Source organism: Aeromonas sp. ZOR0001, assembly GCF_000801015.1.
In the GTDB taxonomy this organism is placed as follows: domain Bacteria; phylum Pseudomonadota; class Gammaproteobacteria; order Enterobacterales; family Aeromonadaceae; genus Aeromonas; species Aeromonas veronii.
The window spans coordinates 1-26,028 of sequence record NZ_JRJY01000006.1 but is presented as its reverse complement, the minus strand read 5'-3'; the positions used below and the strand labels follow the sequence as shown (position 1 = coordinate 26,028).

Here is a 26,028-nt window from a genome sequence, read left to right as displayed (position 1 = left end):
TTAGTCGTTGTTGAAAAAGTCTTCGCCCACATGATCACCGGCCCCGCCGATGGCGCGATAGACCAGTTTGCCAGCCGCCTGTTCGCGGTGATCCACCAGCGAAACCGAGGGCTGGCCATTCACGGCGTGACGCTTGCCAAGGAAGATGGCCATGGGGACGCCCAGATTGGAGATACCGCTGGTGATCCAGAGGCGGTTGAAGTCGTAAGAGCCACCGATGAACTCCAGCTGGGCCAGGCCGGTATCGAGGCCGGTCAGATAGAAGTTCATGGCACTTTCGTCAGGAAAGAGGTGCACCAGCACATAGGCGTAGCGCAATTCGTTCACCAACTCCTTTAGGTTGAAAGTACCTGTCTCACTGCAAGAGAGGGGTAACTCACCATCATAGTGGTGTACCTTGAGGTTGTTGGGGTCTTCATCATAGGCAGGCTGATAGCGCACAAAAGCCGAGGTATCCGGCAGTTCATAGCGCACTCTGACCACACGTAACTCGGCCACCAGAGACTTGATATCCAGCTCGTCATTCATCATTTCGCTCCTCAAATGTCAGGGTGAATTCCGTGAAATGCCCGTCAACCTAACACAAAATTAATTAGAGCAGAAATTATTACAACAAAAACCATATTGACCTTGAGACGAATTAGGCGGAAAATTTTGCGCCTCTCCATAGCCCTCCAATGACGCACACCCCATGGAAAAACATGATGAAGTGCTGGTCGCCCTGCGCCAGATTATTCGTGCCATCGACATGCACTCCAGGCGCTTGATCAAAGAAGCCGGGCTCACCTCCCCGCAACTCTTGCTGCTCAAAGGGATCGACGAGTTGGGACAGATCTCCATGCGCCAGCTAGCCGATCACACCAACATGAGCCAGGCCACCGCCACCACCATCATGGACCGATTGGAGAGCCGCCAACTGGTGCAGCGCGTTCGCAGCAATACCGACAAACGCAAGGTTCACGCGACACTGACTGACGCAGGCCGCGCCCTGCTGGCCCAGGCCCCGACCCCGCTGCAAGAACGCTTTATCCAACGCTTTCAATCCCTTGAAACCTGGGAGCAGACCCTGCTGCTCTCCTCCCTGCAACGCATCTCCGCCATGATGAATGCAGACGAAATCGACGCAGCCCCGGTGCTGAGCGTCAGACCCCTCACCGAAGAGCAGGCATAAGCTGCTGAACAATTTCAGGCATAAAAAAAGCTCCCGAACGGGAGCTTTTTCGATCAGGTGCCGCAGAGGATTACTCTTCCAGGCTGATCCCGATATTGGAGACGCCATCCTGAGAGGCAAATACTCTGATGGCCAGGATACGATCGCTGTCGCGCTCATGAGCAACCCGCTTGAGCAGTTCAACCTGGAACTCCAGCTCGGCTTCCATGTACTCGTGCTCGTAGAGCTCCTCTTCGGTCAGATCCCGCTCTTCCAGCAGCTCGATAAAACCGGCCACAGTACCGACTGAGGCATGACAGGCATCGTTGGCCTCTTCGCCAACCCGGCAGATCACCGAGTTATAGGCGCAGCCCAGCGCAACACAGGCATCAAGCGCCGGATAGGCACCGTAGGATTCAAACTTGCGGGGATCCGGAATGTGAGACTCGAACTCTTCGAGAATGGCCCCCAGATTGACCCGGGATCCCTTGACGGTGAGGTAGACCCACATCTGATCCAGCGCATGCCGGAAAGCGCCAGCATTGCCAAAACCGGAGGCCTGACAGAACAGGGCATAGTTGGGGTACATGCGCTCTGCCAGCGCCAGGGTGTAGACGGTCTGTTGCCAAGGCTGTAGCTCGGCCAGTCGCTTATAAAACTTGTCACCAAACACTGGAGTCGGATCCTTTGCAAAATGTGGGGCAGATTGTAGCCCACGAGGGGCGCGGCGAAAACGAAAAAGCGCCCTGGTCGGCTATGTTGCGATATGAAGTCAGGTAAGATGGGTCGAGAGCGGCATCTTGTTGCGCCGCAAATTCTGATAAGGAACAAGAGTATGAGCCAACGTACCCTTCTTTTGCTCAGCCAGGATAATGCTCACTACGAACGGCTGCTCAAGGCCGCCAACCTCCCCCATCTGCGCATTCTGCGGGCCGATAATCCGGGCGATGCTGAAAAACTGATTGGCGAAGCCCACATTCTGATGGCCGAACCGGCCCGCGCCAAACCGCTGCTGCCCAAAGCCAACAAGCTGAGCTGGTTCCAGTCCACCTATGCGGGAGTCGATGTGCTGCTCGACCCTGACAGTCGCCGTGATTATCAGCTCACCAATGTGCGCGGCATCTTCGGCCCGCTGATGAGCGAGTATGTCTTTGGTCACCTGCTCAGCCTGATGCGCCAAATTCCCCTTTATCGGGAGCAGCAGAAACAGCGACTGTGGCAAAGCCACCCCTATCAGGGCCTCAAGGGGCGCACCATGCTGATCCTGGGGACCGGCAGCATTGGCCAGCATATCGCCCACACCGGCAAACATTTTGGCATGAAGGTGCTGGGCATCAGCCGCAGCGGTCGGGAGCGGGCCGGATTTGATCAGGTTTATCAACTGCCTGCGCTCAACAAGATGCTGGCGCAGGCCGATGTCATCGTCAGCGTGCTGCCAGCCACCCGCGATACCCGTCATCTGTTCAATGCCGCCCGCTTCGAACACTGCAAACCGGGCGCCATTCTGTTCAACGTCGGTCGTGGCAGCGCCGTGCACTCTGGCGATTTGCTCACCGCACTGCGTACCGGCAAGCTGGCGATGGCGGTGCTGGATGTGTTCGAGCAGGAGCCACTGCCCGCCGACAGTCCACTGTGGGGCCAACCCAACCTCATCGTCACCCCCCACAACAGCGCCTACAGCTTCCCGGATGATGTGGCCCAGATCTTTGTGCGCAACTACATCCGCTTTATCGATGGCCAGCCACTGGATGGCAAAATCGACTTCGACAAGGGTTATTAACCCTCACTGTGCATGTAAAAGGGCCCCGCCAATCTGGCGGGGCCTTTCATTTCAGGCGGTGACGACAGGAATCAACCCGCAGCCAGCTCCTTGCGGTAGCTCTTCACCTTGGCAAGGAACTGACGACGCTCCTTGCCGCTGAGCGGTTCAGCCATCGGCAGCTTGGCGGTCATGGCATTGACCGGGCGGTTGTTGATCCGCAGCTCGTAGTGCAGGTGAGCACCGGTCGAGCGACCTGTGTTGCCGGAGAGGCCGATCTTGTCGCCCATCTTCACTCGCTGACCGGTTTTGACCAGCAGCTTGCTCAGGTGCAGATAACGGGTAGAGAGAGTACGGCCATGCTTGATGACGATATAAGTGCCCGCCAGCGGGTGGCTGGTTGCCTTCTGGACGACACCATCGCCGGTCGCCAGCACTGGCGTGCCCACCGGCACCGCAAAGTCAGTGCCCTCGTGAGGACGCACCATACCGGTTACCGGATGTTTGCGCGCCGGGTTGAAATTGGAGCTGATCCGATAGCGGCTATGGGTCGGGTAGCGGCGGAATCCGCGCTCCAGACTGTTGCCCTGACCGTCGTAATAGTTGCCGTCATCGGAGAGCCAGGCCGACACCGTCTTGCCCTGGCTGGTCACTTCCACACCCAGCAGCTGGCTGTTGCCAGTGCTCTTGCCTTCCACCGTCTCCTGGCGTACCAGCACTTTGAACTTGTCGCCCTTCTGCAGATCCTTGGCGAAATTCATTCGCCACTGGAACAGGTTGGCAATTTTCTGGATATGGCTGGCCGGAATCCCCGCATTGCGGGCACTGACATAGAAGCTGCCGTTGATCACGCCGTTGTAACGCTGCGGTTGCCACTCGACCTTCTCATTGATCATGGAGGCGGTATAGGCATCATCGCTGCGTGCCATCACCAGCGTCTGCTTGATGTTCAGGCGGATTTTGAGTTGCTGCAGGATGTTGTCCTGATCGATCAGCAGCTCGATATTCTGGCCCGGCTTGAGGCGCGCCAGATAGTTCTTGTTGTCCGCGTCTAGCACCTTGTAGAGGGTGGTGGTGGAGAGACCGAGATTGTTAAAAATAGCGGTCAGGTTTTCGCCGTTGCGGACCCGATAATCCTGCCACTGGGGGGGGGTGTCGACCGGGATGTCGTCATCCGGCGCACTCTGATCAACCAGTTCGTGATCGGGAATTTCGTTAAAGTCGGTGTTGTTTTCGTTGGTTGCCGTACCGGCGGTATCAATGGGCAACTCAAGACGCAGCGGCCGCTCGAGGATGTCACCCGGAGCTGGCAATAATGCCACTGCTGACAGGGTCATGGCCGTCAGCATCAGCATGGCGTAAAAGTGTTTGCGGGGAACCGGTGGTTCCCAATTGGCAGCCTGTACTACCAAGGGACGGAGACGTTTCATCCGCTATCCTGTATTTAGATCTAAAGAGTGTGAGTTGCGATGTCAGTTGTGACAAAACCGTATAAAACTGTTTGTTGGACACAAATAGTTACAAATAGTTCATCACAATCTGCATGAACCTCACATTTTATGCATAACCCGCCCGGATGGGCAGAAATGATCGTCTTTTTTAACCATTTTTTCCTATTTTTAAGGACCGGGTCAGATTCGATACTGAATAGAAACCTGAAATGTTGCGATAACTTTTCCATGGAGTGGATATGTCGTTAGCAAAACTGTTAATCAGAATAATTGTCGTCCTGTTCCTGATCGGTGCAGCGCTGCTGTTTGCACTGGAAGTCACGACGGTCCGCCAATCCATCCTCGACCAGATGTCAGCCAACCTGGAAACCGCCATCACCGCTCTCGGGCTGGTGCTGCAAGGAACCCTGCTTAATGACGACAATGTGCTGGCCGAGACCATCGTCAATGCCATGTTCGATGGCGGCTTCGTCAGCTCGGTCACCCTGATCGATCCTGATGGCCAGTTGCTGTTTCAGAAGGTCTTCCACTCTACCCAGCAAAATGTCCCCGGCTGGCTTCCCTCGGTTATCGGCATGCCCCCCGTCAAAATTGAGCAAGAGTTGACCGATGGCTGGCGCATGCTGGGCACTCTGACCCTTGAGGGGCATAGCGGCTACGCCTATCAGCATCTGTGGAATGCCATCAGTCGCACCGGTCTGGCGCTGCTGGCGGGCCTCGTCGTATTTACCCTGATCATCTCCCTGGTGTGCCAACGCCTGCTGCAGCCCCTGGAGCAGATCAACCTGCAGCTGATCCGTATCCGCAAACACCAGTTCAACAGCACCCTGCCCACTCCCTGGTTGCAAGACCTCAAAGAAGTGGCACTTTCCATCAACCAATTGGTTTCCGAACGCAAACGGGATCTGCTGCAACAACGACTCAAAATCACCCAGCTGGGAAAACAGCTGCCATTGACGACCCCACTGCCGCTGCAAGGAGTGAGCCCGCTGCCGGAAGGCGGGCAACTGCAAAAATTTGTCTCCACACAAGGGGAGATCGCGCTCTATCAGCGTTTCTTGCCCAGTCAGCCCCTCGGTGCCGACAGCGATCTCGCAACCATCCAGAGCGCCCTGCAACAGTGGCAGCACTCTCATATAGAGGGGATCTTGCTGCCCCTCTCCCTGCTCAATCACCCGCAATGGTCCGAGATCGCCCCTCTGCTAAGCCAGGGCCGCGGCAAAACACTGGATTGGCGCTGGGATGTGGTCACCTTTCCCGCCCACGGCCAAGCCACATTGGCTGCGTTGCAGGAACAGGGGTGTGAGCTCGCCTTCAGCGCCATTCCCCTCAATGCGGATACCTTCAATCAACTTGACCCGCTCAATCCCATCTTTATCAGCTGTCAGCTGACCGATGCGCCGCTCTACTGGAATCTGCTCTCCCAAACCATGCATGCCGCCGGTTATACCCTGCTGGCAGAATCGGGAGAGTGTCGCGACATCGACAAACTGCGGACCTGGGGTATCGATGGTTATGCCAAGGAGGCGCAATCATGAAGAAGCTCGCCATGCTGTTGCCCCTGCTGTGGCAACCCGGCCTGATGGCTGAAACCGTCACTATCACCACCGGGGGTGAGCAGGGGATTTATCACCAGATAACCAAAGAGTTTTGCCGTCTGGCCCATGAGGTCGATGAGCAACTTGCGTGCACATTACAGAGCTCATCGGGTTCAATAGAAAACCTGAATCGGCTGAAGAGTGGCGAGACCTCCTACGCCATGGTGCAGTCAGACTGGCTGTATCAGGCAAGCCAGGGCTTGGGCCCTTTTACCACCCAGCCGCAACCTGAGCTGCGCGCCCTGTTTGCCACCCATGCCGAGCCCTTCACCATAGTGATCCGTGCCGATGGCGATATCACGTCACTGGAACAGCTCAAGCTCGCCCCCATCGACATGGGGTTGAAGAACTCGGGAACCCGCCAGACGGCGCTGGCTCTGTTCAACATCTTGGGAGCGAAAGAGCAGGATCTCGATCTGAAGAGCATGGCCAACCTGCCGGATGCGCTCTGCAGCAAGCAGATCGACGCATTTGCACTGGTGATGGGACACCCTAACCGGATTGTGCTCGACACCGCCAAACGTTGCGCAGTCAGTTTCCTCCCCATCGATGGGGCCACCCGTGATCAGCTACTCAAAGGGGTCAAATATTACCAACGTAGTCAGGTGCCCGCCCGCATCTACCCCGGCAATCTGAAGGCGACCCCCACCTTTGCCATTGCTGCCACCCTGGTCACCAATGCAAACATGGCGGAAGAGTCTGTCTATCGTCTGACCAAGGCCATGCTGACCCAGCAGACCAAGTTCAATGAGCAGACTTATGGCTACGCCAATATGTTTCACCGGGCACGCAATAAAACCGGCCCGGTGCTGAGTATTGAACAACATCCGGGCGCGGTGAAATATTTCGATGAGTTGAAGGCGGCGGGCAAGCTATAACTGACGACGGGGAGAGCGCAGTTGCTCGCTGGAGAAACGGGTCTTCATCGATGTCCACTGCGCCAGCCGATCGGCACTCCCCGCCAGCGTCCCTTCCCGTCGTGACTTCATGATCCAGATGCTTTTGGCATCGAAACTGTAGACGGGGATGAGATCGGTTCGCTTGCTACCCGGCAGGATCCGGCTGTTGATGTTGTCGAGCACCAGTGGGTCAGCCTTGGGCGTAGGGAAGTAGAGCGTCACCATGTGGAACTGGTTGTAACGCACAGCCTTGACGTAGGCCAGCCGCAGCTTCTTCTCATCCACCCCCAGCTCCATCAGGGTATAGTACTTGGAGATGCTGTAATCCTCGCAATCCCCACCCCGGGCACCGATGAACTCCAGCGGATTGGCCCAGTAATCCTCATCTCCCCACAGCTTGGGATCCTCGCTGTAGGTCAGATTGTTGAAGTAGTTGTTCACCAGCTCGATCTTCTGCTGATCGGTTGTACCCGCTCTGGGGGTGAGCAGGCGAGAGAATGCCTCGGCCCGCTGGATGGCCCGGCCACCATACACTTCCTGCAGCTTGGCCCGCAGGTCCGGACTGGCAATATATTCGGAAAGACGCGAAGCCTGCACGTTGGCGCAACATAGCGCCAACGTGCAAGCCGGGATCAACAACCATTTCATACCGGACACTCCATGTCAGATGCTGGAGGTCAGTATAGTCCCTCCGGATGAGAGGCTCAGCAGGCGATCAGCGACACTGTGCGAATGCGTCTGCCAGTTGCTGCATGAATTGGGGATAACCATCCGGGCCGAGCGGTACCTGTTCACCCACCTCATCAAGCAACAGCACCTTGGCGCCGGTATTGCGTGCCACCGATTCGATCACAGCCGGTGAGAATTGCGGCTCGGCATAAATGCAGCTCGCCTGCTTCTCTTCCAGTGCCTTGCGAATATCCACCAGGGTCTTGGCGCCCGGGCGACGCTCAGGGCTCACGGTAAAGTGACCCTTTGAACTCATGCCGTAGTGGCGCTCCCAGTAGCCATACGCCTCGTGGAAGACAAAGTACCCCTTCTCATTCACCGCCTTCATCTGGCCAGCAATCACCTTGTCCTTGGCATCCACCTTGGTATCAAATGCCGCGAGGTTGGCGTCATAGCGAGCCTGATTGGCCGGATCCAGCTTGCCCAATTCACTTGCGATCGCCTTGGCAATCACTTTGGCCTGCGTCGGGCCAAGCCAGATATGGGGATCGACCCCTTCGTGATGGTGTCCCTCATGCCCTTCATCATGGTCACCGTGCTCGTGGGCGGCATGATCGTGATCATCATGGTCATGGGAATCGTGACTATTCTGAGTCGCGTAGTTGAACAGCGGCATCCCCTCAACCTGAGTCAGGGCCAGAGCATGGGGATGGTTGGCCAGCGGCTTGGCCATAAAACCTTCCAGCTCGGGGCCAACCCACACCACCAGATCGGCACTGTTGATGCTGCGAATATCGGACGGACGCAGGGAGAAATCATGGGGAGAGGCACCGGTCGGCAGCAATACCTTGGGCTCGCTCACCCCGTCAGTGATCGCCGCGGCAATGAAGCCAAGGGGCTTGATGGTGGTCAGTACCTCAATGGCACGAACAGGCAAACTCACCGCCAGCAGGGCAGTGAAAAGCGCAATAATTCTCATTGGTGAATCTCGTCAGGGGGTGAGTATGTGATAATATAACAGCCGCTTTTTGTTATATTATAACTCTCACTGGCTGTAAACCCCGGAGTTGTCATGAGCCAACTGGTAGAGCTGAAAGAGGTCTCTCTCTCGTTTGATGGACGCTCTGTGCTCGACAAGGTCTCCTTTACCCTCAATAAAGGCAAAATCACCACGCTAGTCGGCCCCAACGGGGCGGGCAAGAGCACCCTGAGCAAGCTGGTGCTGGGTCTGCTCACACCAGATTCGGGCAAGATCACCCGCAGCCGCGACCTGAGAGTCGGCTATGTGCCCCAGCGCCTCTATCTGGATCCCACCCTGCCGCTGACGGTACGCCGCTTCCTGCAACTGGGCAAAAATAGCCGCCTCTCCATCGAGGAGGCGCTGACCCGGGTGGGCGCAGAGGGATTGCTGGAAAACCGGATGCAGAAGCTCTCCGGTGGTGAGATGCAGCGCGTTCTGCTGGCCCGCGCCCTGCTGGTCAAGCCCGAGCTGCTGGTGCTGGACGAGCCGGTGCAAGGGGTCGATATCACCGGCCAGATCGAGCTCTACGCCCTGATCGGTCAGCTCGCCGCCGAGTTCAATTGCGCCGTGCTGATGGTATCCCACGACCTGCATCTGGTGATGGCCAGCACCCACGAGGTGATCTGCCTCAATCGCCACGTCTGCTGTCATGGCGAGCCGGAAAGCGTGGCGCGCCACCCCGAATTTGCCCGCCTGTTCGGGCGACCGGAGCAGGAGGTGCTGGCGGTCTATACCCACCATCACCACTGCGACGGCGAACACCACCATCATGAACCGCAGGCTCCCGTCATCCGCCTGCCCTCTCGCAACAACGCTCACAGCAAATAGCGCAAGCAACAGGACATTCAAGTGGACAGCTTTCTGTTATACGCCCTCGCAGCCGGCCTCGGCATTGCCCTGCTGGCCGGCCCCCTCGGCAGCTTCGTGGTATGGCGCAAGATGGCCTATTTTGGCGATACCCTCTCCCATGCCTGCTTGTTCGGCATCGCGCTAGGTATCCTGCTACAAGTCGATCTCACCCTGGCGGTAGTGGTCTGCTGCCTTGCCATGGCGATGCTGCTGGTGATCATGAGTCGCAACCAGCAGGTAGCGACCGATACCCTGCTCGGGATTCTGGCCCACAGCGCCCTGTCCCTCGGTCTGGTTACCTTGAGTTTTATGGATAACGTGCGGGTGGATCTGATGGCCTACCTGTTTGGCGACCTGCTCTCGGTACAACCGATGGATCTGCTCTGGATCTACGGCGGTGGCGCGCTGGTACTGCTCACCCTGTGGCGACTGTGGGATCCCCTGCTCTCCATGACCATCTCGGAAGAGCTGGCACGGGTAGAGGGGATCCGGGTCGATGTGCTGCGCTGCGTATTGATGCTGCTGATCGGGCTGGTGATCGCCGTGGCGATGAAGTTTGTCGGGGCGCTGATCATCACCTCCCTGCTGATCATCCCCGCCGCCACCGCCCGCCGCTTCAGCCAGACGCCGGAGCAGATGGCCGGCTTTGCCGCGCTGATCGGCTGCCTCGCCGTACTCGGCGGGCTGACCCTCTCATGGTATCAGGACACTCCGGCAGGCCCCTCGGTCGTCGTCTGCGCCACCAGCCTGTTTGTGCTGAGCCAGTTCAAGAGAGCGTAACGGTGCAGGCTAGAGCGGCATGCTCTGGCGTGTCTCCATCATCAGCCACTGGCGCAATCGGCTGATGGCGGGCTCATGGGCCCGCGAGCGCTTGCAGGTAAAGTAGAAGGCATCCCCCGTCTCCAGCTGGTGTACCGGCAAGGCCACCAGCTGGGGATCATCGGGCCGCAGCATGTAATCATTCACGAATGCCACCCCCTGATCCCAGGCTGCCGCCTCCATCGCCAACAGCACATGGCTGAAGTGGTGCATCCGCGCCTCGTCCGGGATCACCAGCCCACCCGCCTTGGCCCAGCGCTGCCAATCCTCCCCCCGCGCCTTGTAGATGGACTGCACCGACAGCAACGGCAACTGCCAAATGGCCTCAGGCCACTCCCCGCTGATCTGCTGCAACAGGCGGCGACTACAGACCGGAAAGAGCCGCTCCTGATAGATAAGGTCGTGGCAGTAGCCCCGCCCGTGGGGTGACACAGTGATAAAACAGTCCGCCACCCGATCAGAGAGCTCGGGATCTTCCGCCACCATCTCCAGACTCAAATCCAGCTCGGGGTAGAATTGGCGCAATCCCGCCAAGCGGGGGATCAGCCACTTCACCGCAAACGAGCTGTAGACCGCAAGCCGGACTCGCATCTCGCCACCACCACGCAGCTGTTCGCTGCTCTGGGCAATCTGGCTGAGCCCGGCGGCAATCCCCTCAAAGTAACTCTCCCCCTGCGGCGTCAGGGAAAGCAGCCTCCCCTGACGCAACAGCAAGCGCTCACCCAGAAAATCCTCCAGCAGGCGGATCTGGTGGCTGACCGCACTCTGGCTGACGTTCAGTTCAAGGGCGGCGCGGGAGAAGCTGAGCAACCGGGCCACCACCTCGAAATATTGCACCGCACGCAGGGGAGGAAGCTTCATTATCTAAATATCTCATGGGTGGTCATTTTTTATCATTTTACTGGATATCAACCGGCACGCTACCCTCCCCTCATCTGAAGTGGGAGGTGGTATGAATGCAGTCGGGATCGGCATCCTTTATCTGGTGCTGGGCAATATGGTGGCGGTCTTTTCCGATGCGCTGGTCAAGGTGCTGGAACCGGATCAGCCCATCTTCCAGTTTGTCTTTTTCCGCCAGCTCTCGGCCGCCATTCTGCTGATGCCCTGGCTGCTCTGGTCATGGCGCCGCAACCCGCCGGTGGCCATCAAGTGGCACCTGCTGCGGGCTCATATCTGGGCGGTCGGCGTCTGCCTGATGGTGGTGGCCCTCACCCGCTTGCCGCTCGCCACTGCCAATGCCCTCTTCTATGCCGCCCCCCTGATGATGGTGCCGCTGGCGGTGTGGATGGCGGGGGAAGCGATCTCGCGCCAGAAGGTGCTGACTGCGGTTATCGGGTTTATCGGGGTATTGATCGTGCTGCGCCCGACCGAGGTGAACTGGGCCGCACTGGCGGCGCTCGGGGTAGCGCTGTCGATGGCGCTCAACAACCTGCTGATCAAGCGGATCCCGCTCAAGCAGCCCATCGCCCAGACCCTGTTTTTCACCAACGTGCTGAGCATGCCCTTTATTCTGGCGCTGGCATTGTGGGAAGGGGGCGACTGGCAGTGGCAGATGTGGTGGCCCGCCTTCGGTTCTTCGGCGCTGATCATGGTCTATGCAGGATTGTGCGTGGTGGCCTATCGCAAGGCGGAGGCGAGCAAGATCGCCTCGGCGGAGTACACCGGTCTGCTGATGGCGGTGGCCATCGGGGTATGGTTGTTTGACGAGCAACCGGGCCTGCCGCTGCTGCTGGGCTGTATCTGCATCGTCCTGCCGCTCATCGCCATGGCCCGCAGCAAACCAAAACCGCTGGCCGAGCCAGCGCTCTAATACTCAGGGTCGTTTCAGCAAAGGGGCGACCCTTTGCTGCAGATGAGGGATGACCTCCTGCTCGAACCAGGGATTCTTTTTGAGCCAGAGGGTGTTGCGCGGTGAAGGGTGCGGCAGCGGCAACCAGCCGGGGCCATAGTCGGCCCAGTTGCGCACCGTGTCGGTGAGTGACCCTTTGGCTGCCCCCCGCAGATAGTAGGCTTGTGAATATTGGCCGATCAGCAGGGTCAGTTCGATATTGGGCAACAGCATCAATACCTTGTCGTGCCAGGTGGGCGCACATTCGGGGCGCGGCGGCAGATCGCCGGATTTTCCCCTGCCGGGATAGCAGAGCCCCATCGGCATGATGGCGATGCGGGATTCGTCGTAGAAGGTGGTTTTATCGACCCCGAGCCACTGGCGCAGCCGGTCACCGGAGGGGTCATCCCACGGGATACCGCTGGCATGCACCCGGGTGCCGGGCGCCTGACCGATGATCAGCAAGCGGGCACTCTCGGCCCCGCGGATCACAGGACGAGGCCCCTGCGGCAGATGAGCCTCGCACAGACGGCAGGCCCTGATTTGCTCAAACAACTTATCGATTCGCTGCATGGCGTTGATAGTACCAGCATTTCCCTGTTTTCCCTCTTGTGGAAACAGGGCGTGCCCCCTACTATCGCCATGAATGTTTAATTTAATAAACGGATAATAATGAAAAACTGGCTAGGTACCGGCACCGCGACCCTCTCCTTCATCCTGTGGGGGATGCTGCCGCTCTATTATCAATTCATGCCCGAGGTCAACATGTGGGAGCTGATCTCCCACCGGGTGCTCTGGTCTGTGGTGCTGCTGGGAGCCCTGTTTTTGCTGCTTGGCCACAAGGTGCCTTGGGCACAACTGCGCAGCGAGCCACGCCAGCTCGGCCTCATTCTGTTAGCGGGCCCCGTGATGTCCATCAGCTGGTGCATGTTCACCTGGTGCCTCACTACCGGGCAAGTGCTGACCACCAGCCTCGCCTTCTTTATGACCCCGCTGTTCAATATCGTATTCGCCGTCATCTTCCTCAAAGAGCGGCTCACCCCGCAAAAGCATCTGGCGGTCGCCCTGGCGCTGGCGGGTCTCGCCTACATGCTGTTCTGCTACGGCCAGCTCCCCTGGTTCTCCCTCATCATGGGGGCCAACTTCGCCTGCTATGGCCTGATCAAGAAGAAGATCCACTACGACACCGGTACCAGCCTCTATCTGGAAGCCATGGTGCAACTGCCCGTCGCGCTGATCATCATCGGCACGCTGGCGTGGCACGGGGAAGGGGCATTCGTGAACGGGGATCTGGCCGACAAGCTGCTGCTGATGGGCAGTGCGCCCGCCACCCTGCTGCCGGTGGGGCTGTTCTGCTACGCAGTGGCGAGAACCCGGATGAGCACGGTGGGGCTGCTGCAATATATCGAGCCCAGCCTCGCCTTCCTGCTCGCCATCTACTGGTTTGGTGAGGCGCCGGACCCCATCAAGGCTGTCGGTTTCGCCTTTGTCTGGGCAGGTCTGCTGGTGAGCCTGTTGCCACTGCATCGGCTCAAGCGCCGCCCTCAGGGCGTACCGCGATAGGACTCCAACACCTTGTGCCAGCGGGGATCTCTGTCCATCTGCTCGGCGATGTCGTTGAGGGTGGCATGCAGCTCGGGACGGGATTTGGGAAGCAGGATATGGCGGGTATAGCTGGATTGGGGGAAGGGCGAGATAAACAGCTTGCCCTGATAGTGCTGTGCGTCGATGAATAAGCCCAGCGATGAACCACTGACCAGCGTCACATCAATGCGGCCGCGCACCAGCAGCTCAAGATTGGTCTTCACCTTCTTGGCATCCTGACGCACCAGCTCCCCGCGGCCAGCTGCATCATCGATCCCCTGATAGCGGTAGCCCTCCACCCCACCAAACACCAGCCCCTTTAGGGAGTCAGGCCCGCGATAGGTGACCGGTTTGTCGATGTTCGAGACCAGCTCGTTGGTGTCGCGCATCACCGGGAAAGTCCAGAGATAGCGCTCGCGATGGGGATCCCCCACCCAGGCGGGATTGACCCAGACCACCAGACCGTCAAAGTCTGGAGCCGCCATCTCCAGCGCCAGCCGGGCCCGATTGACCAGCCAGAGCTCGATTCTGGGTTCACCCCCCAGCTTTTCATTGAGATACTTGACCAACTCGCGGCTCAGCCCTGCATCCACTCCGGTGTTGAAGGGGGGATGCTGATGGTAATCGTAGAGACGGATCGTCTCCCCCAGAGCCGGGACCGACAACAGTAACCACAACCAAAACCAGACTCTCATCGCACCTCCTTGAGCTGCCTCTGAGTTTGGCACAGAGAATTTGAATGAGAGAACCTGCGACCACCACACCGGTACAGCAACCTTCCGCCCCTTCCCGCTGGTCTGTCTACATGGTGCGTACTGCCACCGGCCTGCTCTATACCGGGATCAGCACGGATCCGCTGCGCCGCCTGCGCCAGCACCAGAGTGGCAAGGGCGCTCGCGCCCTGCGCGGCAAGGGGCCATTGACGCTGGCGTGGCAACAGGAAGTCGGCGAGAAGGGGGCGGCTCTGCGCATCGAATATCGCCTCAAGCAGCAGCCGAAATCCTTCAAGGAGCAGCTGATCCACAGCCCGGCACTCTGGCAGAGCTGGAGCCCCCAGTGGTTACCCGCAGCCACCCAGCCTTGAGGACGACAGGCAAAAAAAGGCCACTCGATGAGTGGCCGGAAAGGGGAAATCAGGGAGCATCACACAACGTCTTGCACAACCTCAGGCGGGTTAGAGGTAAGTATTGGAACGCTTGCTGCGGTTACTGATCAGCCAGCAAACTGCCAGCACCAGCAACAACCAGGGGGCCAGCTTGATGATCAGAGCAAGCATGCCGCCCAGTGCCCCAAGCAGCACAAACAGGCCGCTCACCAGCAACATGGCTACCAGGGTAAAACCGGTCAGTGCCATGACCAGCAGCACCACCAGCAATATGAAAAATTCCAGCATAACTTGCTCCTTATCAGTACCTTGTCTGCCGGCTGATCAACCCTTCGGTCAATCCAGCCAGCGCTTCAATTCATAACGGGGCGGCATCATCAGCACCGCCAGCAGATAGGCGGCCAGTGCCAGCGGCGGCATCAGGATCAGGGCGAGCAGTGCCACCACCCGCACCGTGACTCTGGAGACCCCCAACCGCCTGGCAATACCGGCACAGACCCCGGTCAGCTTGCGATGCACCAGATCCTTGGGCCAGGGGCTCATGATTACACCTCCGCCTTCTGGCCTTTGAGGCGAGCCAGCTCGCGCTCGATCTCGTCATTGAGCTCCAGCTCGCGGAACTGGGCCTCCAGCGAGGGATTCTGCCCCAGGGTGGCCGCCTCCAGCTGGGCTTCCAGCTGATCGACCCGGCCCTGAAAACCGTCAAAGCGCGCCATCAGCTCATGCATGCGCTGGTTGTCCACCTGGGCGCGAGCACGAATGCGGCTGTGGGCAGTCTGCTCGCGCAGGGTCAGCAGTTTCTGCTTCTCGCGCGCCTCGGTCAGCTTGGCCGCCAGTCGCTCGCTATCGGCGGTAAGCTGGGCCAGCACCTCGGCGACCCGGGCCTTGTCCTGCTCCAGCTGTTCACATTTTTTGACCTCCGCCAGCTTCTCGGTCAGCGCGGCCCGGGCCAGGTCCTCGCGCCCCTTCTGGATGGCGAGCTCGGCCTTGGCCGCCCACTCTAGGATCTGTACCTGCAACCCCTGCTGATGACGCTCCAGCTGCTTCTGTTCGGCAATGACGCGGGCGGCCTGGGTACGCATCTCGACCTGCACCTGCTCCATCTCTTCGATCATCAGGCGCAGCATCTTCTCCGGCTCTTCACTCTTGTCGAGCAAGCTGTGCAGGTTGGCATTTATCACGTCGGTCAGGCGGCTGAATACGCTCATGGTCTGGCTCCTTGTTGATGGGATGGCTATCTCTTCCCATTGCATTACAAGAGCCGTGCCAAGAAAAATTATTGTTATTTTACATATAGATGGGAATTTATCGAGGAAATTCAAGATGGGTTTATTGGTGAAAATAGCCAACCAGGTGGTGATTTTTACCAACATAAATCTCTCACTAATGTTTGTACTCAACATGAGCCCGATCATTACTTATTCGCTGGCGATCTCGATGGTCACATGCACCAGCTCTTCATGGATCGCCAACCGTTCGCGGATCTGCTGCGCCGGTAGCGGATTGACCATCAGCAAAGAGAGCACGCAGGCATACTGCTGCTGCCCTACCCGCCAGACGTGCAGATCGCGGATATCAGTGCCCGGCTGCTCGGCGATGACCTCGCGGATCTCCGCCACCAGCGGGGTATCCATCTCGGCATCCAGCAGCACCCGACCGGAGTCGCGCAACAGGCCCCAGGCCCACACCGCGACCAGCCCGGCACCCACTATGCCCATCAGCGGATCGAGCCAGTCGGCCCCCCACAACATACCCCCAGTCAGCGCCAGAATCGCCAGCACGGAAGTGGCCGCATCCGCCAGCACGTGGATATAGGCGGCGCGCAGGTTGAGATCCTGATGGCCGTGGTGATCGTCATGGTCATGATGATGATCGTGGTCGTGATGCTCATGATGGTGGCCATGGTCGTGGTGATGGTGGCCGTGATCATCCTTGAGCAGCCAGGCACAGGCGAGGTTTACCAGCAGCCCCACCAGCGCGATGGCGATCGCCTGTTGATAGTGTATCGGGCTGGGATCGAGCAGCCGGAACACCGACTCGAACAGCATCAACCCGGCCACTCCCACCAGCAACAGGGCGCTGGTGAAGCCACCCAGCACCTCGATCTTCCAAGTGCCGAAGCTGAACCTGTGGTCACGGGCGAAATGGCGGGCGGCGCGATAGGCCAGCACAGAGAGACCGAGCGCCAGCGCGTGGGAGCTCATGTGCCAGCCATCGGCCAGCAGCGCCATGGAGTTGTAGAACCAGCCGCCGCCGATCTCCGCCACCATCATGATGACTGTGAGCAGCACGGCCCAGCGGGTCTTCTGTTCGGCCAGCGGATTGCCCTCGTGGATGACGGGTTGATGGCAGTGGGATTGAGCGAGGGATGACATGGATTTCTCCTGAGAGCGATGATGCAATATACTATACCCCAGTATAGTTTTATTGATCGAGAGGATCCGTCATGTCCCACACCATTCACGACAAAAAGAAGCTGCTGGCACGGGTGCGCCGCATCAAGGGACAGGCCGGTGCGCTGGAGAGCGCGCTGGAGCAGGAGAGCGACTGCACCGCCATTTTGCAGCAGATTGCCGCCATCCGCGGCGCCGTCAACGGCCTGATGCTGGAGGTGCTGGAGGGGCATATGCGCGAGCATCTCGGCGCCCCCGATGCCACCCCGACCGAGCGGCTGGAGGATCTGGATCAGGTGGTCAGCGTCCTGCGATCCTATTTGAAGTAAGCAGGATCGCGGCGCCATCCCTTCAGGCTCGACCAGCATCGGGCTTGAGCCACCGCCAGCTTTGCGCCATGATGTCCAGCCCGGCTGACCGCCGGTTTTACTGGACAGTCAATTTCAAGGATCCCCCATGTTTGAACACGTCGATGCCTATGCTGGCGACCCCATCCTGACGCTAGTCGAGACCTTCCACAAAGACACCCGCGAGCAGAAGGTGAACCTGGGGATTGGCCTCTATTACGACGAGCAGGGGCGCATTCCGCTGCTGCCGTCGGTGCAGCAGGCCGAAGCCCAGCGCGCCGCTGCCCCTGCCCCGCGCCCCTACCAGCCGATGGAAGGTGCCGCCAACTACCGCACCGCAGTGCAACACCTGCTGTTTGGTGCCGACCATGAAGCGGTCAAGGCGGGTCGCATCGCCACCATCCAGACTATCGGCGGCTCCGGCGCGCTCAAAATCGGCGCCGATCTGCTCAAGCGCTACTTCCCGACCTCCGAGGTGTGGGTCAGCAACCCGACCTGGGACAACCACAAGGCGATGTTCGAGGGGGCCGGCATCAAGGTGCATGACTACCCCTACTACGATGCGGCCACTGGCGGCGTGCAGTTTGATACGATGATCGACTGCCTGAGCAGCCTGCCGGCCAAGAGCATCGTGCTGCTGCACCCCTGCTGCCACAACCCGACCGGGGTGGATCTCTCCCGTGCCCAGTGGGATCGGGTGATCGCGCTGGTGGTCGAGAAGAACCTGATCCCCTTTATGGACATCGCCTACCAGGGCTTCGGTGACGGGCTGGAAGAGGATGCCTACGCCATCCGCGCCATGGTGGCCGCCGGTGTCAGCTTCTTCGTCAGCAACTCGTTTTCCAAGAACCTCTCTTTCTACGGCGAGCGCTGCGGCGGTCTGTCGGTCATCTGTCAGGATGCCGAAGAGGCGAGCCGGGTGCTGGGCCAGATGAAGGCCACCGTGCGTCGCAACTACTCAAGCCCTCCCACCCACGGCGGCCAGATCACCGCGGCGGTGATGAGCCAGCCCGAACTGCACGCCATGTGGGTTGGTGAGGTGACTGAGATGCGCACCCGCATCAAGGCGATGCGCCAGAAGCTGTTCGAGGTGTTGAGCGCCAAGGTGCCGGGCCGCGATTTCAGCTACTTCATCAACCAGCGCGGCATGTTCAGCTACACCGGCTTCACGCCGGAGCAGGTTGACAGACTGCGCGAGGAGTTTGCCGTCTATCTGGTGCGCTCCGGCCGCATGTGCGTGGCGGGCCTCAACAGCCGCAACGTCGACTACGTAGCCGACGCCATGGCGGCGGTGCTCAAGGGCTAATCCGCATCAGCCCCGCTTTGGCGGGGCTTTTTTTGTCTGTTGCGTTCGCGGTCACCTCTTGATGGATCTGCTCACCCTCCCCCTGCTGTGAGAGAATGCCAGCAGGTCACGTTGAATCTTTCTGATTCCAAGCCAGTTTATCTTCATCAATTTCAGGAGCCACTATGGATCTGATCGCTCTCTCTCGGCTGGGAGGTCGCCATCTGGTCACCCTGCACCTGCTGCTCGACAACCAGAGCGTCACCCGCACCGCCGAGCGGCTCTGCACTACGCCTTCCACCGTCAGCAAGACCCTCAACCAACTGCGGGATCTGCTGGGGGATCAACTGCTCTACCGTCAGGGAAACCAGCTGTTGCTCACCCCCATGGCCGAGCGACTGGCTCCCACCCTGCATCGACTACTGGGGGAGCTGAACGGCCTCACTCGCCAGAATGCCTTCAACCCCCAACAGTGGCAGGGCAGCTTGCGGCTGGGATTGCGCGAGAGCGTGATGACCTGGCCGGTGGGCCCCATTCTGGGTCAGCTGATGAAAGAGGTGCCGGGCATGGTACCGGAGATCTGGAACAAGGATGAGCAGGGGCTGGAGGCGCTGGCAGCGGGTAAACTCGACTTCGTGATCCTACCCCATGACCAGAGCCAGCCGTTGCCGCGACAGCCCGGGCTGGTGTGGGAGACCCTGCGGGAAGAAAAACTGGTCTGCCTGCTGCGCAAAGACCACCCCGCGCTGGCCAAGCCCTGGGATCTCGATGCCTACCTGAGCTGGCGCCATATCGCCATTCGGGATCAGGAGCTGGCCAACCCCTTCTTCGAGCAGAGCCTGGCCCAGCAGCAGGTGCGTCGCCAGATTGGCGCCACCCTGCCCGATTTTGCCAGCGCGGCGGCCCTGCTGCCCCAGACTGATCTGATCCTCACCGCCATCGGTGGCTGGGCGGCCTGTATGGCCAGTCAGCCGGATCTGGTGATGCGTCCGGCACCGTTCGATTACGGCAAGGTGAGTCACAGTCTGGTCTGGTATGGCCCAGCCGGTGATGGCTCGGCCCGTCACTGGTTCCGCCAGCGGATCCTGCAACTGGGTCGCGAATTGATTGAGCCCTGAGCCGGACGACAACGAGCGGAGATTGATGTTTCACCGCGGCGAAACATCAACGGCAAGCAGGGACTAGGGACGTTTGGTATAGATGGGGCTGGGGAAGGAGGCGACGTTGCTGCCCAGATCCGTGATCCGGGCAGCCCCCTGCTTTTTCACCTGATCGATGCGCAGCACCTGATGCATGGGAATAAGGGTCTGGCGCACATCGGCAAATTCGCTCTTGAGCTTCTCGTGACTGGGATCGACGATAAGCGCCGTGTGGTTATCCCAGACAAAATCGGCAATCTCGATAAAACCGAACAGCTGGCCCTGATTGACTTCGCGCACATAGACTTCGTAGCGCTCGCTGTGGCAAATAAACTGAACCCGATATAACGCCTTGCTTTCACTCATGATTATCTGTCATTGAGGGGTAAGAAGATGGCCATTATTCTAGCCCCCGTTCTCGCCCCCTCCAATAGACAGAAATCACAGTTGCGGCCTTTCCATGCCGCGCCTCACGCCATGACGGTCACCGGATGACGCAGCCACTCAGCCCATCAAGGCAGGCAGTGAGACCGGCCCCAATCCCGCTGCACGCAAACGACTGGCCAGCTGTTCCAGCTCGGTTTGGCTAGCCTCTGGCCATTGCGCAGCCTCACCCCGTACCCCATGGTGGCGAAAGCCGTTGAGGCGAATGGGCACAGGCCCAAGCTGCTGCAAGAAGGCGGCGAGATCCGCGTCCAGCTCACCACTCGCATCCAGAAAATCGCTCTTGCCCGGCACATGGAGCAGCCGCAGTTCGGTCAGCTTGCCGTGGCGTGCCAGCAGTTGCAGCGATCCCAGCACCCGCTCGCGACCATAGCCGGTCAGGGTGTGATGCACCGAGTCACGCCACCCCTTGAGATCGAGCATGGCGCCGTCGAGCACCGGCAGCAGCCGCTGCCAGCCGGTTTCGGCCAGCGAGCCGTTGCTGTCGAGCAGGCAAGTGAGATGGGCCAGATCCGGCGCGGCCTTGATGGCGGTAAAGAGCGCAACCACAAAGGGGAGCCGGGTGGTCGCCTCGCCGCCGGAGACGGTAATCCCGCTCAGCAGTGGGCCGTAGCGGCGCAGCAGGGCCAGCACGTCGTCCACCGTCATGGTAGCGGTCTTGGGATTGGCACTGCGCGGGCAGACATCCAGACAGGCGTCGCAATCGGTACAGAGCGCCGCCTGCCATTGTATCTTGCCTTCGCTCAAGGTGAGGGCGCCGCTTGGGCAGACCGCAAGGCAGTCGCCACAATCGTCGCACAGCCCTATGGTGTGCGGGTTGTGGCAGCCGGGGCAGCGAAAGTTACACCCTTGCAGAAACAGCACCAGCCGGTTGCCCGGCCCGTCGACACAGGAGAACGGCAGCACCCTGCTTACCAAGGCGCTGCGTGTTGGCAAGACATCAGCCATCGGTGCGAACTCAATACTCGCCGATAGTCGATTCGTGGGCGACCACTCGCGGTGCACGCTGACGAATGGCGGTCACTTCACTCGCCTCGGCACCGAGACAGGTGGTCTGCAAGCGTGACCCCTCCTCTGCGAAGCGGGCCACGTCGCTCTTGCGGATCATGTAGCCGGTCACCCGCACCAGATCGCTGTCGGCCACGTTGGCGGTGAACTCGCGCATACCGATGGCGAGCGCCCCTTTGCAGAGCTGCAACAGCGCCTGCGGGTTCTGGCGGATGGTGGGATCCAGCGTCAGGATCTCGCTGATCCCCGAATGGTAATAGGTGTGGTGTGGTGCCAGCGCCAGCACATGGCTGGCCGGATCCGGCTCATGCCCGTAGGGAATGCGCACCCCGGGGGTAACAGCCACATCGATGCTGAGGCCACCCTGCGAGTGCAACAGCGCACGGCCACCCCAGGCATGGGTCTGCGGGGTCGTGGTCACATAGGCGGAGAGCTGGGCCGAGATGCGATAGCCAAGCTGGTTCGCCTCCTCGCCATGGCCGTAACGATCCGGCAGATTCTCTTTATCCATCAGGATATTGACCGCTTCCGCCATGCCGTAGATGCCGAACATGGGGACAAAGCGATCCTCATCCAGCAGCCCCTCCTTGACCAGGAAGCTGTCGAAGAAACCGGACTCATCGTGGAGGAAGGCGGCCCGCGCTTCGATCAGCTGAGAGGCCAGGCGGCAGTAGTGGGGCAGCAGGCAGCCGAGGAAGTCGTCGATCCCCTGACACTGCTCGGCGACCCGCTTGAGGGAGATGCGCACCAGGGTATTGGCGCCACCGGCCTGCGGCAGGGCGTTGTAGCAGCTGACGATGCCAAAACCACGCAGGTCAAAGGTATCGCGATGGATAGGGTAGTTGGCGATGTGCGGCTTGCTGCACTCGGCGATATTCTTCACCGCCTGCAGCAGCAGGCTGTCCGGGGTCTGCTCCGGATCGTGGAAGAAGGTGAGGTTCGGCGCCACCTGCTTGAGCTCGTTGTCGATGCGCAGGATCAGGCGGCAGATACGGTTGTCATCCGGCCCGATGTTGACGTGCATGAAGGCGTCCGGCAGCACCCGATCCAGATAGACCCAGAACCCCTTCAGCTTGCGATAGAGGGTCTCGTCATCCAGTTCGCCGACAAACGGCAGCAGCAGATGGTCGAGCCGCCCCAGCCAGACCGGCATGCCGGTGACGGAGGGGACATGGTGATAGAGGATGCGCAGGGCGTTGAGCGCCTCGTCGAAATCCTGCGGCGCCGCCAGCTCCAGCCAGGCAGAGCCCTGAGTCAGAAATTTTTCATAGTCCGGCAGCACATAACGCGGCTTGTAGGGGGCGTGCCCTTCGAACATGTCGCAGATAAATCCCTGCTCCATCGCCTCGGCGACTGCGGCAGGCAGGTCGGGGTAGGGCAACGCATTCTCGGCGGCCAGCGCCAGTGCGTGGCTCTTCTTGGCGGCGGAGAGATGGGGATCGCGCACGATGCGCTGACAGGTTTCGATCAAAGACATGGGACACTCCTTCACGGACAGAGCCCATATCCTCACCATTTGCAGGCTTTTTTTGAAGTGACATTCACAACAATACGAATGTCTCAAAAAGACATCCGTGAGAGAGGATCACACCCCAAACAGAACGGGGGCCTTGTCTGCCGACAAGGCCCCCGTTGTGCGGATCAGGGCTCGATGACGATGGGCGTACCCGGGTCAACGGCGTCCCACACCTCATCCAGCTCGTGATTGAGCATGGCGATGCAGCCATTGGTCCAGTTGGAAGGCTGAACCCTGCGGTTGCCAATACTGTTGCGCTGGCCGTGGATCATGATCATGCCACCCGGACGAACACCCAGCTCATTGGCGCGCTTGATGTCATCCAGGTTCGGATAGTTGATATGGATGGCTTTGTAGTAGCCGGAATTGGTCTTCTTGTAGTCGAGGGTGTAGCGCCCTTCCGGCGTACGCTGATCCCCTTCCTGCTGCTTGTGCCCCTTGGGCGCCGGGCCCAGAGCAATCCAGTAGCGCTTCAGTTCTTTGCCATCCTTCATCAGGGTCAGGCTATAGGTCGACTTCTTGACCACCACCAAATCGGCTTTTTCGGTAAAGGCAAAACTCAATGCGGGCCAAAGCCCCAACAAACACAGTAATACGGCTCTCATTCCATCCCTCGACAAGCCTCTGGTGCGGGCTTTTCTTGTTACCAGATCATCTGAACGATGCCCGCCGAGCGGCGAGCGAGCGCCATGATATTGGATCGCCATCAATACTCAATATGCCCGGCAAAACATATCTTGCCGCAGCCAGGCCATCTTCCTTTAACACCGTCATTTGGCATTGGTAATTAACAGTTAAAACAACAAGATACAAAAATTATCGCGCTGGCACCCGGGGCAATGATCGGCGAAGATAACACTCCACTCCCCGACAGGATCATGCCATGCGCTCTTCGTGCCGCCTCGCCACCCTGCTGTTCTCGCCACTCCTGCTCTGGCTGCCTGCCAGTGTCGCCGCCGATGCACTCTGGCTGCGCGAGCCCGCCCTCTCCCCCGATGGCAAGCAGCTTGCCTTCACCTGGCAGGGGCGCATTTTTGTCGCCAGTGCCGAGGGTGGCCCCGCCACGGCGATCACCGGCAGCGACTACCTGAGCCAGCGGCCGATCTGGTCACCGGATGGCAAACAGCTCGCCTTTGCCGCCAATCTCTACGGCAATGAAGATGTGTTCGTGGTGCCTGCCAACGGCGGCGAGATGGTGCGCCTCACTCGCGATTCGCGCACCGATCTGCCGCAAGCCTTCAGCGCCGATGGCAAACGGCTGTTGCTGAGCAGCCAGCGCCTGGGCGCGCCCGATGCCGACCATTTTGTCGCGGAAGGCTACCAATGGGGCGAGCTCTACTGGACCCCGATCACCGGCGGCACCTTGCAGGCCGATCTGCCGCTACCTGCGACCCTCGCCCGTCCCCACGGGGAGCGGCTCGTCTACCAGATGCCCGCGGCGGATCAACCCTTTCGCAAGCATCAGCACTCGTTCGCGGTGCCCCGTCTCTGGTTGTTTGATGGCAAGCAGCACAAGCAGCTGACCGAAGATCGGGTGGCGGCCACCGATCCGGTCTGGAGCGACAAGGGAGATACCCTCTTTTACCTGAGCGAGCGCAGCGGCGATTTCAACGTCTGGCGCCGGGATCTCGCCAGCGGCAAGGAGCAACAGCTGACCCACTATCAGGGCCATCCGGTGCGGGGGCTCAGCGCCTCTCGCAGTGGCGATCTGGTCTGGTCATGGCTGGGCGAGCTCTATCGCCTCGATGCCGGTAGCAGCGAGCCACGCAAGCTGACCCTCACCCCGCAAGTGGCGAGCGCGCCGGATGAGTCGAGCGAGGCCCTGACCCTGGCAGACGAAGCGCTGGTCAGCGAAGAGGCGGATGAGCTGATCCTGGTGAGCGAAGGCAACCTGTTTGCCGTTGACCCCGAGCGGGAGCGGGTGCGTCAGCTGACCCGAGATCCAAGCGAGCAGTCCAGCCCCCTCTTCGCCGAGCAGGGGCGCGCCCTCATCTATCTGTCGGAGCAGCAGGGGCACGCTGCCCTCTATCGCCTGCGCAAGGGGGATCCGGATCTGCTGTTCAGCGATCCCGGCACTCTGACCGAGAGCCTGCTGCTGGCCATTCCCGGCAAGGGGATCAGCCGTCCGGTGCTCTCCCCCGACGGCAAGCAGCTCGCCTTCGTGGTAGATGGCCAGGCCATCCACCTGCTGGATCTGGCGAGCAACAAGCAGCGGGAGCTGGTGCCTGCCAGCTTCAACCCCTCGCGCCACGAGGTGCATCTCGCCTTTGCCCCCGACTCCCGCCATCTGGCGCTCACCTTCCGCCCCGATGCGGCAGAGCAGGAGATCGCGGTGATCGATACGGCCAATCCCAAGGCCAAACCGGTCAATGTCAGCCTCAACGGCTATCAGGATGGGCAACCGGGCTGGAGTCAGGATGGCGCCATTCTCTACTGGCAATCGACCCGGTTTGGCGCACTGGGGCCCGATGGCGAGCCCCTCGTCACCAACCTGCTCGGCATCTACAGCAGCCGCGCCGCCAGAGCCGATGCCATTGCCGAGCTGGAGCCACCGAAAGGGGGATACGGCTTTGAGAGCGATCGTCTCAACCATAGAGAAGCGCTGCTGCTGCAACCCACCGGCACCCTGCTCGCCAGCCGCATCATCGGCGACCAAGTGATCTATCTGGTGGAAGAGATGGGGGTCAACAGCGAGAGCGAGATCAAGGGCTACAGCCAGGATCTGCGCAAGGGCAAAACCAGCGAACTGTTTGGTGAGCAGCCCGGCCCAGCGCTGGCAAGCCTCAACCAGCAGGGCACCCTGGCTACCCTGGTGCGGGATGGGGAGATCACCCGGATCCATCTCGACTCCGGCGAGGCCACCAGCGCCCCCTTCGCCTTGCAACCCACCAGCCGCTGGCAGGAACGCATGACCGCCGCCTTCGATCAGATCGCCCGCCTAACTCGGGACGAGTTCTATCTGGACGATATGAACGGGGTGAACTGGGATAGCTATGTCGCCGCTTACCGCCGCCTGCTGCCGGGCATCGGCAACCCGCGGGACTTTGGCAACCTGTTGGCGGAGCTGGCTGGCGAGCTCAATGTCTCCCACACCTGGGGCAGCGGCCCCGCCCCCTTCCCGCGCATGGCGGACGAGACCGCCAGCCTTGGCGGCTACTGGCAGG

At 60.0% G+C, this 26,028-nt stretch carries 29 protein-coding genes; 13 read left to right on the top strand and 16 right to left on the bottom strand.

The genetic code is table 11. The features are described 5' to 3' along the window. Positions 1 to 528, bottom strand: a complete 528-nt coding sequence (locus L972_RS00965) for a hypothetical protein (protein WP_005335836.1) — start codon at positions 526 to 528, stop codon at positions 1 to 3. 163 nt (positions 529 to 691) lie between these two features. Here L972_RS00965 and L972_RS00960 point away from each other — a divergent pair, with 163 nt between their 5' ends. Next, the gene (locus tag L972_RS00960) at positions 692 to 1,171 is read left to right on the top strand and encodes a MarR family winged helix-turn-helix transcriptional regulator (RefSeq protein WP_047434495.1); all 480 of its coding nucleotides are present in this window, start codon (positions 692 to 694) and stop codon (positions 1,169 to 1,171) included. Between the two features lie 70 nt (positions 1,172 to 1,241). On the opposite strand, the gene L972_RS00955 is transcribed toward L972_RS00960, so the two are convergent. Beyond that, entirely contained in the window at positions 1,242 to 1,823 is a 582-nt protein-coding gene (locus L972_RS00955; RefSeq protein ID WP_047434492.1) for a YjaG family protein, read from the bottom strand. 162 nt (positions 1,824 to 1,985) lie between these two features. Between L972_RS00955 and L972_RS00950 the strand changes: the two genes are divergently transcribed. Further along, the gene (locus L972_RS00950) at positions 1,986 to 2,930 is read left to right on the top strand and encodes a D-2-hydroxyacid dehydrogenase (RefSeq protein WP_047434489.1); all 945 of its coding nucleotides are present in this window, start codon (positions 1,986 to 1,988) and stop codon (positions 2,928 to 2,930) included. Positions 2,931 to 3,001: 71 nt separating this feature from the next. Here the strand turns inward: L972_RS00950 and mepM are convergent, their stop codons facing one another. Continuing rightward, the gene (gene mepM / locus L972_RS00945; protein WP_047434487.1) at positions 3,002 to 4,339 is read right to left on the bottom strand and encodes a murein DD-endopeptidase MepM; all 1,338 of its coding nucleotides are present in this window, start codon (positions 4,337 to 4,339) and stop codon (positions 3,002 to 3,004) included. Positions 4,340 to 4,599: 260 nt separating this feature from the next. Here mepM and L972_RS00940 point away from each other — a divergent pair, with 260 nt between their 5' ends. Further along, entirely contained in the window at positions 4,600 to 5,898 is a 1,299-nt protein-coding gene (locus tag L972_RS00940) for a LapD/MoxY N-terminal periplasmic domain-containing protein (RefSeq protein ID WP_047434484.1), read from the top strand. Further along, positions 5,895 to 6,836: a TAXI family TRAP transporter solute-binding subunit gene (locus L972_RS00935; protein WP_047434481.1), complete on the top strand. Its 942-nt coding sequence runs from the start codon at positions 5,895 to 5,897 to the stop codon at positions 6,834 to 6,836. The genes L972_RS00940 and L972_RS00935 overlap by 4 nt, the downstream gene beginning before the upstream one ends. Here L972_RS00935 and L972_RS00930 read toward each other — a convergent pair. Next, the gene (locus L972_RS00930) at positions 6,831 to 7,505 is read right to left on the bottom strand and encodes a transglutaminase-like cysteine peptidase (protein WP_005335848.1); all 675 of its coding nucleotides are present in this window, start codon (positions 7,503 to 7,505) and stop codon (positions 6,831 to 6,833) included. The genes L972_RS00935 and L972_RS00930 overlap by 6 nt on opposite strands. 67 nt (positions 7,506 to 7,572) lie before the next feature. After that, positions 7,573 to 8,505, bottom strand: coding sequence for a zinc ABC transporter substrate-binding protein ZnuA (znuA, locus tag L972_RS00925; protein ID WP_047434478.1), 933 nt, complete (start codon positions 8,503 to 8,505; stop codon positions 7,573 to 7,575). Between the two features lie 93 nt (positions 8,506 to 8,598). Here znuA and znuC point away from each other — a divergent pair, with 93 nt between their 5' ends. Both znuC and znuB read left to right on the top strand, forming a co-directional pair. After that, positions 8,599 to 9,375 (top strand): zinc ABC transporter ATP-binding protein ZnuC, encoded by a 777-nt coding sequence (gene znuC, locus L972_RS00920; RefSeq protein ID WP_005363049.1) that lies wholly within the window; start codon positions 8,599 to 8,601, stop codon positions 9,373 to 9,375. Positions 9,376 to 9,396: 21 nt separating this feature from the next. Beyond that, positions 9,397 to 10,176, top strand: coding sequence for a zinc ABC transporter permease subunit ZnuB (gene znuB / locus L972_RS00915; RefSeq protein WP_005354863.1), 780 nt, complete (start codon positions 9,397 to 9,399; stop codon positions 10,174 to 10,176). Positions 10,177 to 10,185: 9 nt separating this feature from the next. On the opposite strand, the gene L972_RS00910 is transcribed toward znuB, so the two are convergent. Beyond that, the gene (locus L972_RS00910; protein ID WP_047434473.1) at positions 10,186 to 11,076 is read right to left on the bottom strand and encodes a LysR substrate-binding domain-containing protein; all 891 of its coding nucleotides are present in this window, start codon (positions 11,074 to 11,076) and stop codon (positions 10,186 to 10,188) included. 91 nt (positions 11,077 to 11,167) lie between these two features. Between L972_RS00910 and L972_RS00905 the strand changes: the two genes are divergently transcribed. Beyond that, positions 11,168 to 12,025, top strand: a complete 858-nt coding sequence (locus tag L972_RS00905) for a DMT family transporter (protein WP_005335858.1) — start codon at positions 11,168 to 11,170, stop codon at positions 12,023 to 12,025. Between the two features lie 3 nt (positions 12,026 to 12,028). Here the strand turns inward: L972_RS00905 and L972_RS00900 are convergent, their stop codons facing one another. Next, entirely contained in the window at positions 12,029 to 12,616 is a 588-nt protein-coding gene (locus L972_RS00900) for a uracil-DNA glycosylase family protein (protein WP_047434471.1), read from the bottom strand. A 99-nt stretch (positions 12,617 to 12,715) separates the two neighbouring features. Between L972_RS00900 and rarD the strand changes: the two genes are divergently transcribed. Continuing rightward, a complete protein-coding gene (gene rarD / locus L972_RS00895; RefSeq protein ID WP_042052465.1) occupies positions 12,716 to 13,606 on the top strand; it encodes an EamA family transporter RarD in 891 nt (296 codons plus the stop codon). Here the strand turns inward: rarD and L972_RS00890 are convergent. Then, positions 13,588 to 14,322, bottom strand: a complete 735-nt coding sequence (locus L972_RS00890) for a substrate-binding periplasmic protein (RefSeq protein ID WP_047434466.1) — start codon at positions 14,320 to 14,322, stop codon at positions 13,588 to 13,590. The two genes, rarD and L972_RS00890, sit on opposite strands and share 19 nt — an antisense overlap. 44 nt (positions 14,323 to 14,366) lie before the next feature. Here L972_RS00890 and L972_RS00885 point away from each other — a divergent pair, with 44 nt between their 5' ends. Beyond that, positions 14,367 to 14,711, top strand: coding sequence for a GIY-YIG nuclease family protein (locus L972_RS00885; RefSeq protein ID WP_047434463.1), 345 nt, complete (start codon positions 14,367 to 14,369; stop codon positions 14,709 to 14,711). Between the two features lie 90 nt (positions 14,712 to 14,801). On the opposite strand, the gene pspG is transcribed toward L972_RS00885, so the two are convergent. The 4 genes from pspG to dmeF form a co-directional block, all read right to left on the bottom strand. Beyond that, a complete protein-coding gene (pspG, locus tag L972_RS00880) occupies positions 14,802 to 15,020 on the bottom strand; it encodes an envelope stress response protein PspG (protein ID WP_005335871.1) in 219 nt (72 codons plus the stop codon). Between the two features lie 48 nt (positions 15,021 to 15,068). Further along, positions 15,069 to 15,275, bottom strand: a complete 207-nt coding sequence (locus L972_RS00875) for a PspC domain-containing protein (protein WP_043826074.1) — start codon at positions 15,273 to 15,275, stop codon at positions 15,069 to 15,071. A gap of 2 nt (positions 15,276 to 15,277) precedes the next feature. Further along, positions 15,278 to 15,940: a phage shock protein PspA gene (pspA, locus tag L972_RS00870; protein WP_047434456.1), complete on the bottom strand. Its 663-nt coding sequence runs from the start codon at positions 15,938 to 15,940 to the stop codon at positions 15,278 to 15,280. 210 nt (positions 15,941 to 16,150) lie between these two features. Further along, the gene (dmeF, locus tag L972_RS00865) at positions 16,151 to 17,107 is read right to left on the bottom strand and encodes a CDF family Co(II)/Ni(II) efflux transporter DmeF (RefSeq protein ID WP_047434454.1); all 957 of its coding nucleotides are present in this window, start codon (positions 17,105 to 17,107) and stop codon (positions 16,151 to 16,153) included. A 71-nt stretch (positions 17,108 to 17,178) separates the two neighbouring features. Here dmeF and L972_RS00860 point away from each other — a divergent pair, with 71 nt between their 5' ends. The 3 genes from L972_RS00860 (at position 17,179) to L972_RS00850 (ending at position 19,875) form a co-directional block, all read left to right on the top strand. Beyond that, positions 17,179 to 17,454 carry a metal/formaldehyde-sensitive transcriptional repressor gene (locus tag L972_RS00860; RefSeq protein ID WP_047434451.1) on the top strand — a complete coding sequence of 92 codons (276 nt, stop codon included), beginning with the start codon at positions 17,179 to 17,181 and terminating at the stop codon, positions 17,452 to 17,454. Between the two features lie 127 nt (positions 17,455 to 17,581). After that, a complete protein-coding gene (locus tag L972_RS00855) occupies positions 17,582 to 18,778 on the top strand; it encodes an amino acid aminotransferase (RefSeq protein WP_047434449.1) in 1,197 nt (398 codons plus the stop codon). A gap of 164 nt (positions 18,779 to 18,942) precedes the next feature. Further along, positions 18,943 to 19,875, top strand: a complete 933-nt coding sequence (locus L972_RS00850; protein WP_047434445.1) for a LysR family transcriptional regulator — start codon at positions 18,943 to 18,945, stop codon at positions 19,873 to 19,875. Positions 19,876 to 19,938: 63 nt separating this feature from the next. Here the strand turns inward: L972_RS00850 and L972_RS00845 are convergent, their stop codons facing one another. The 4 genes from L972_RS00845 to L972_RS00830 form a co-directional block, all read right to left on the bottom strand. Continuing rightward, positions 19,939 to 20,262 carry a DUF1820 family protein gene (locus L972_RS00845; RefSeq protein ID WP_005340296.1) on the bottom strand — a complete coding sequence of 108 codons (324 nt, stop codon included), beginning with the start codon at positions 20,260 to 20,262 and terminating at the stop codon, positions 19,939 to 19,941. A 138-nt stretch (positions 20,263 to 20,400) separates the two neighbouring features. Further along, positions 20,401 to 21,288, bottom strand: a complete 888-nt coding sequence (locus L972_RS00840; protein ID WP_047434441.1) for a YjjW family glycine radical enzyme activase — start codon at positions 21,286 to 21,288, stop codon at positions 20,401 to 20,403. 10 nt (positions 21,289 to 21,298) lie between these two features. Next, a complete protein-coding gene (locus L972_RS00835; protein ID WP_047434438.1) occupies positions 21,299 to 22,825 on the bottom strand; it encodes a YjjI family glycine radical enzyme in 1,527 nt (508 codons plus the stop codon). A 164-nt stretch (positions 22,826 to 22,989) separates the two neighbouring features. Next, the gene (locus tag L972_RS00830) at positions 22,990 to 23,469 is read right to left on the bottom strand and encodes a L,D-transpeptidase family protein (RefSeq protein ID WP_047434434.1); all 480 of its coding nucleotides are present in this window, start codon (positions 23,467 to 23,469) and stop codon (positions 22,990 to 22,992) included. A 278-nt stretch (positions 23,470 to 23,747) separates the two neighbouring features. Between L972_RS00830 and L972_RS00825 the strand changes: the two genes are divergently transcribed. Further along, positions 23,748 to 26,028 (top strand): PD40 domain-containing protein (locus L972_RS00825; protein ID WP_047434431.1); only part of this gene is annotated, 2,281 nt, incomplete at its 3' end.

Bases quoted from the DNA above. Each gene is read 5' to 3' on its own strand.
- L972_RS00965 (WP_005335836.1), bottom strand. From the start codon at position 528: ATGAATGACGAGCTGGATATCAAGTCTCTGGTGGCCGAGTTACGTGTG.
- L972_RS00960 (WP_047434495.1), top strand. From the start codon at position 692: ATGGAAAAACATGATGAAGTGCTGGTCGCCCTGCGCCAGATTATTCGT.
- L972_RS00950 (WP_047434489.1), top strand. From the start codon at position 1,986: ATGAGCCAACGTACCCTTCTTTTGCTCAGCCAGGATAATGCTCACTAC.
- mepM (WP_047434487.1), bottom strand. From the start codon at position 4,339: ATGAAACGTCTCCGTCCCTTGGTAGTACAGGCTGCCAATTGGGAACCA.
- L972_RS00940 (WP_047434484.1), top strand. From the start codon at position 4,600: ATGTCGTTAGCAAAACTGTTAATCAGAATAATTGTCGTCCTGTTCCTG.
- L972_RS00935 (WP_047434481.1), top strand. From the start codon at position 5,895: ATGAAGAAGCTCGCCATGCTGTTGCCCCTGCTGTGGCAACCCGGCCTG.
- L972_RS00930 (WP_005335848.1), bottom strand. From the start codon at position 7,505: ATGAAATGGTTGTTGATCCCGGCTTGCACGTTGGCGCTATGTTGCGCC.
- znuA (WP_047434478.1), bottom strand. From the start codon at position 8,505: ATGAGAATTATTGCGCTTTTCACTGCCCTGCTGGCGGTGAGTTTGCCT.
- znuC (WP_005363049.1), top strand. From the start codon at position 8,599: ATGAGCCAACTGGTAGAGCTGAAAGAGGTCTCTCTCTCGTTTGATGGA.
- L972_RS00910 (WP_047434473.1), bottom strand. From the start codon at position 11,076: ATGAAGCTTCCTCCCCTGCGTGCGGTGCAATATTTCGAGGTGGTGGCC.
- L972_RS00905 (WP_005335858.1), top strand. From the start codon at position 11,168: ATGAATGCAGTCGGGATCGGCATCCTTTATCTGGTGCTGGGCAATATG.
- L972_RS00900 (WP_047434471.1), bottom strand. From the start codon at position 12,616: ATGCAGCGAATCGATAAGTTGTTTGAGCAAATCAGGGCCTGCCGTCTG.
- rarD (WP_042052465.1), top strand. From the start codon at position 12,716: ATGAAAAACTGGCTAGGTACCGGCACCGCGACCCTCTCCTTCATCCTG.
- L972_RS00890 (WP_047434466.1), bottom strand. From the start codon at position 14,322: ATGAGAGTCTGGTTTTGGTTGTGGTTACTGTTGTCGGTCCCGGCTCTG.
- L972_RS00885 (WP_047434463.1), top strand. From the start codon at position 14,367: ATGAGAGAACCTGCGACCACCACACCGGTACAGCAACCTTCCGCCCCT.
- pspG (WP_005335871.1), bottom strand. From the start codon at position 15,020: ATGCTGGAATTTTTCATATTGCTGGTGGTGCTGCTGGTCATGGCACTG.
- L972_RS00875 (WP_043826074.1), bottom strand. From the start codon at position 15,275: ATGAGCCCCTGGCCCAAGGATCTGGTGCATCGCAAGCTGACCGGGGTC.
- pspA (WP_047434456.1), bottom strand. From the start codon at position 15,940: ATGAGCGTATTCAGCCGCCTGACCGACGTGATAAATGCCAACCTGCAC.
- dmeF (WP_047434454.1), bottom strand. From the start codon at position 17,107: ATGTCATCCCTCGCTCAATCCCACTGCCATCAACCCGTCATCCACGAG.
- L972_RS00860 (WP_047434451.1), top strand. From the start codon at position 17,179: ATGTCCCACACCATTCACGACAAAAAGAAGCTGCTGGCACGGGTGCGC.
- L972_RS00855 (WP_047434449.1), top strand. From the start codon at position 17,582: ATGTTTGAACACGTCGATGCCTATGCTGGCGACCCCATCCTGACGCTA.
- L972_RS00850 (WP_047434445.1), top strand. From the start codon at position 18,943: ATGGATCTGATCGCTCTCTCTCGGCTGGGAGGTCGCCATCTGGTCACC.
- L972_RS00845 (WP_005340296.1), bottom strand. From the start codon at position 20,262: ATGAGTGAAAGCAAGGCGTTATATCGGGTTCAGTTTATTTGCCACAGC.
- L972_RS00840 (WP_047434441.1), bottom strand. From the start codon at position 21,288: ATGGCTGATGTCTTGCCAACACGCAGCGCCTTGGTAAGCAGGGTGCTG.
- L972_RS00835 (WP_047434438.1), bottom strand. From the start codon at position 22,825: ATGTCTTTGATCGAAACCTGTCAGCGCATCGTGCGCGATCCCCATCTC.
- L972_RS00830 (WP_047434434.1), bottom strand. From the start codon at position 23,469: ATGAGAGCCGTATTACTGTGTTTGTTGGGGCTTTGGCCCGCATTGAGT.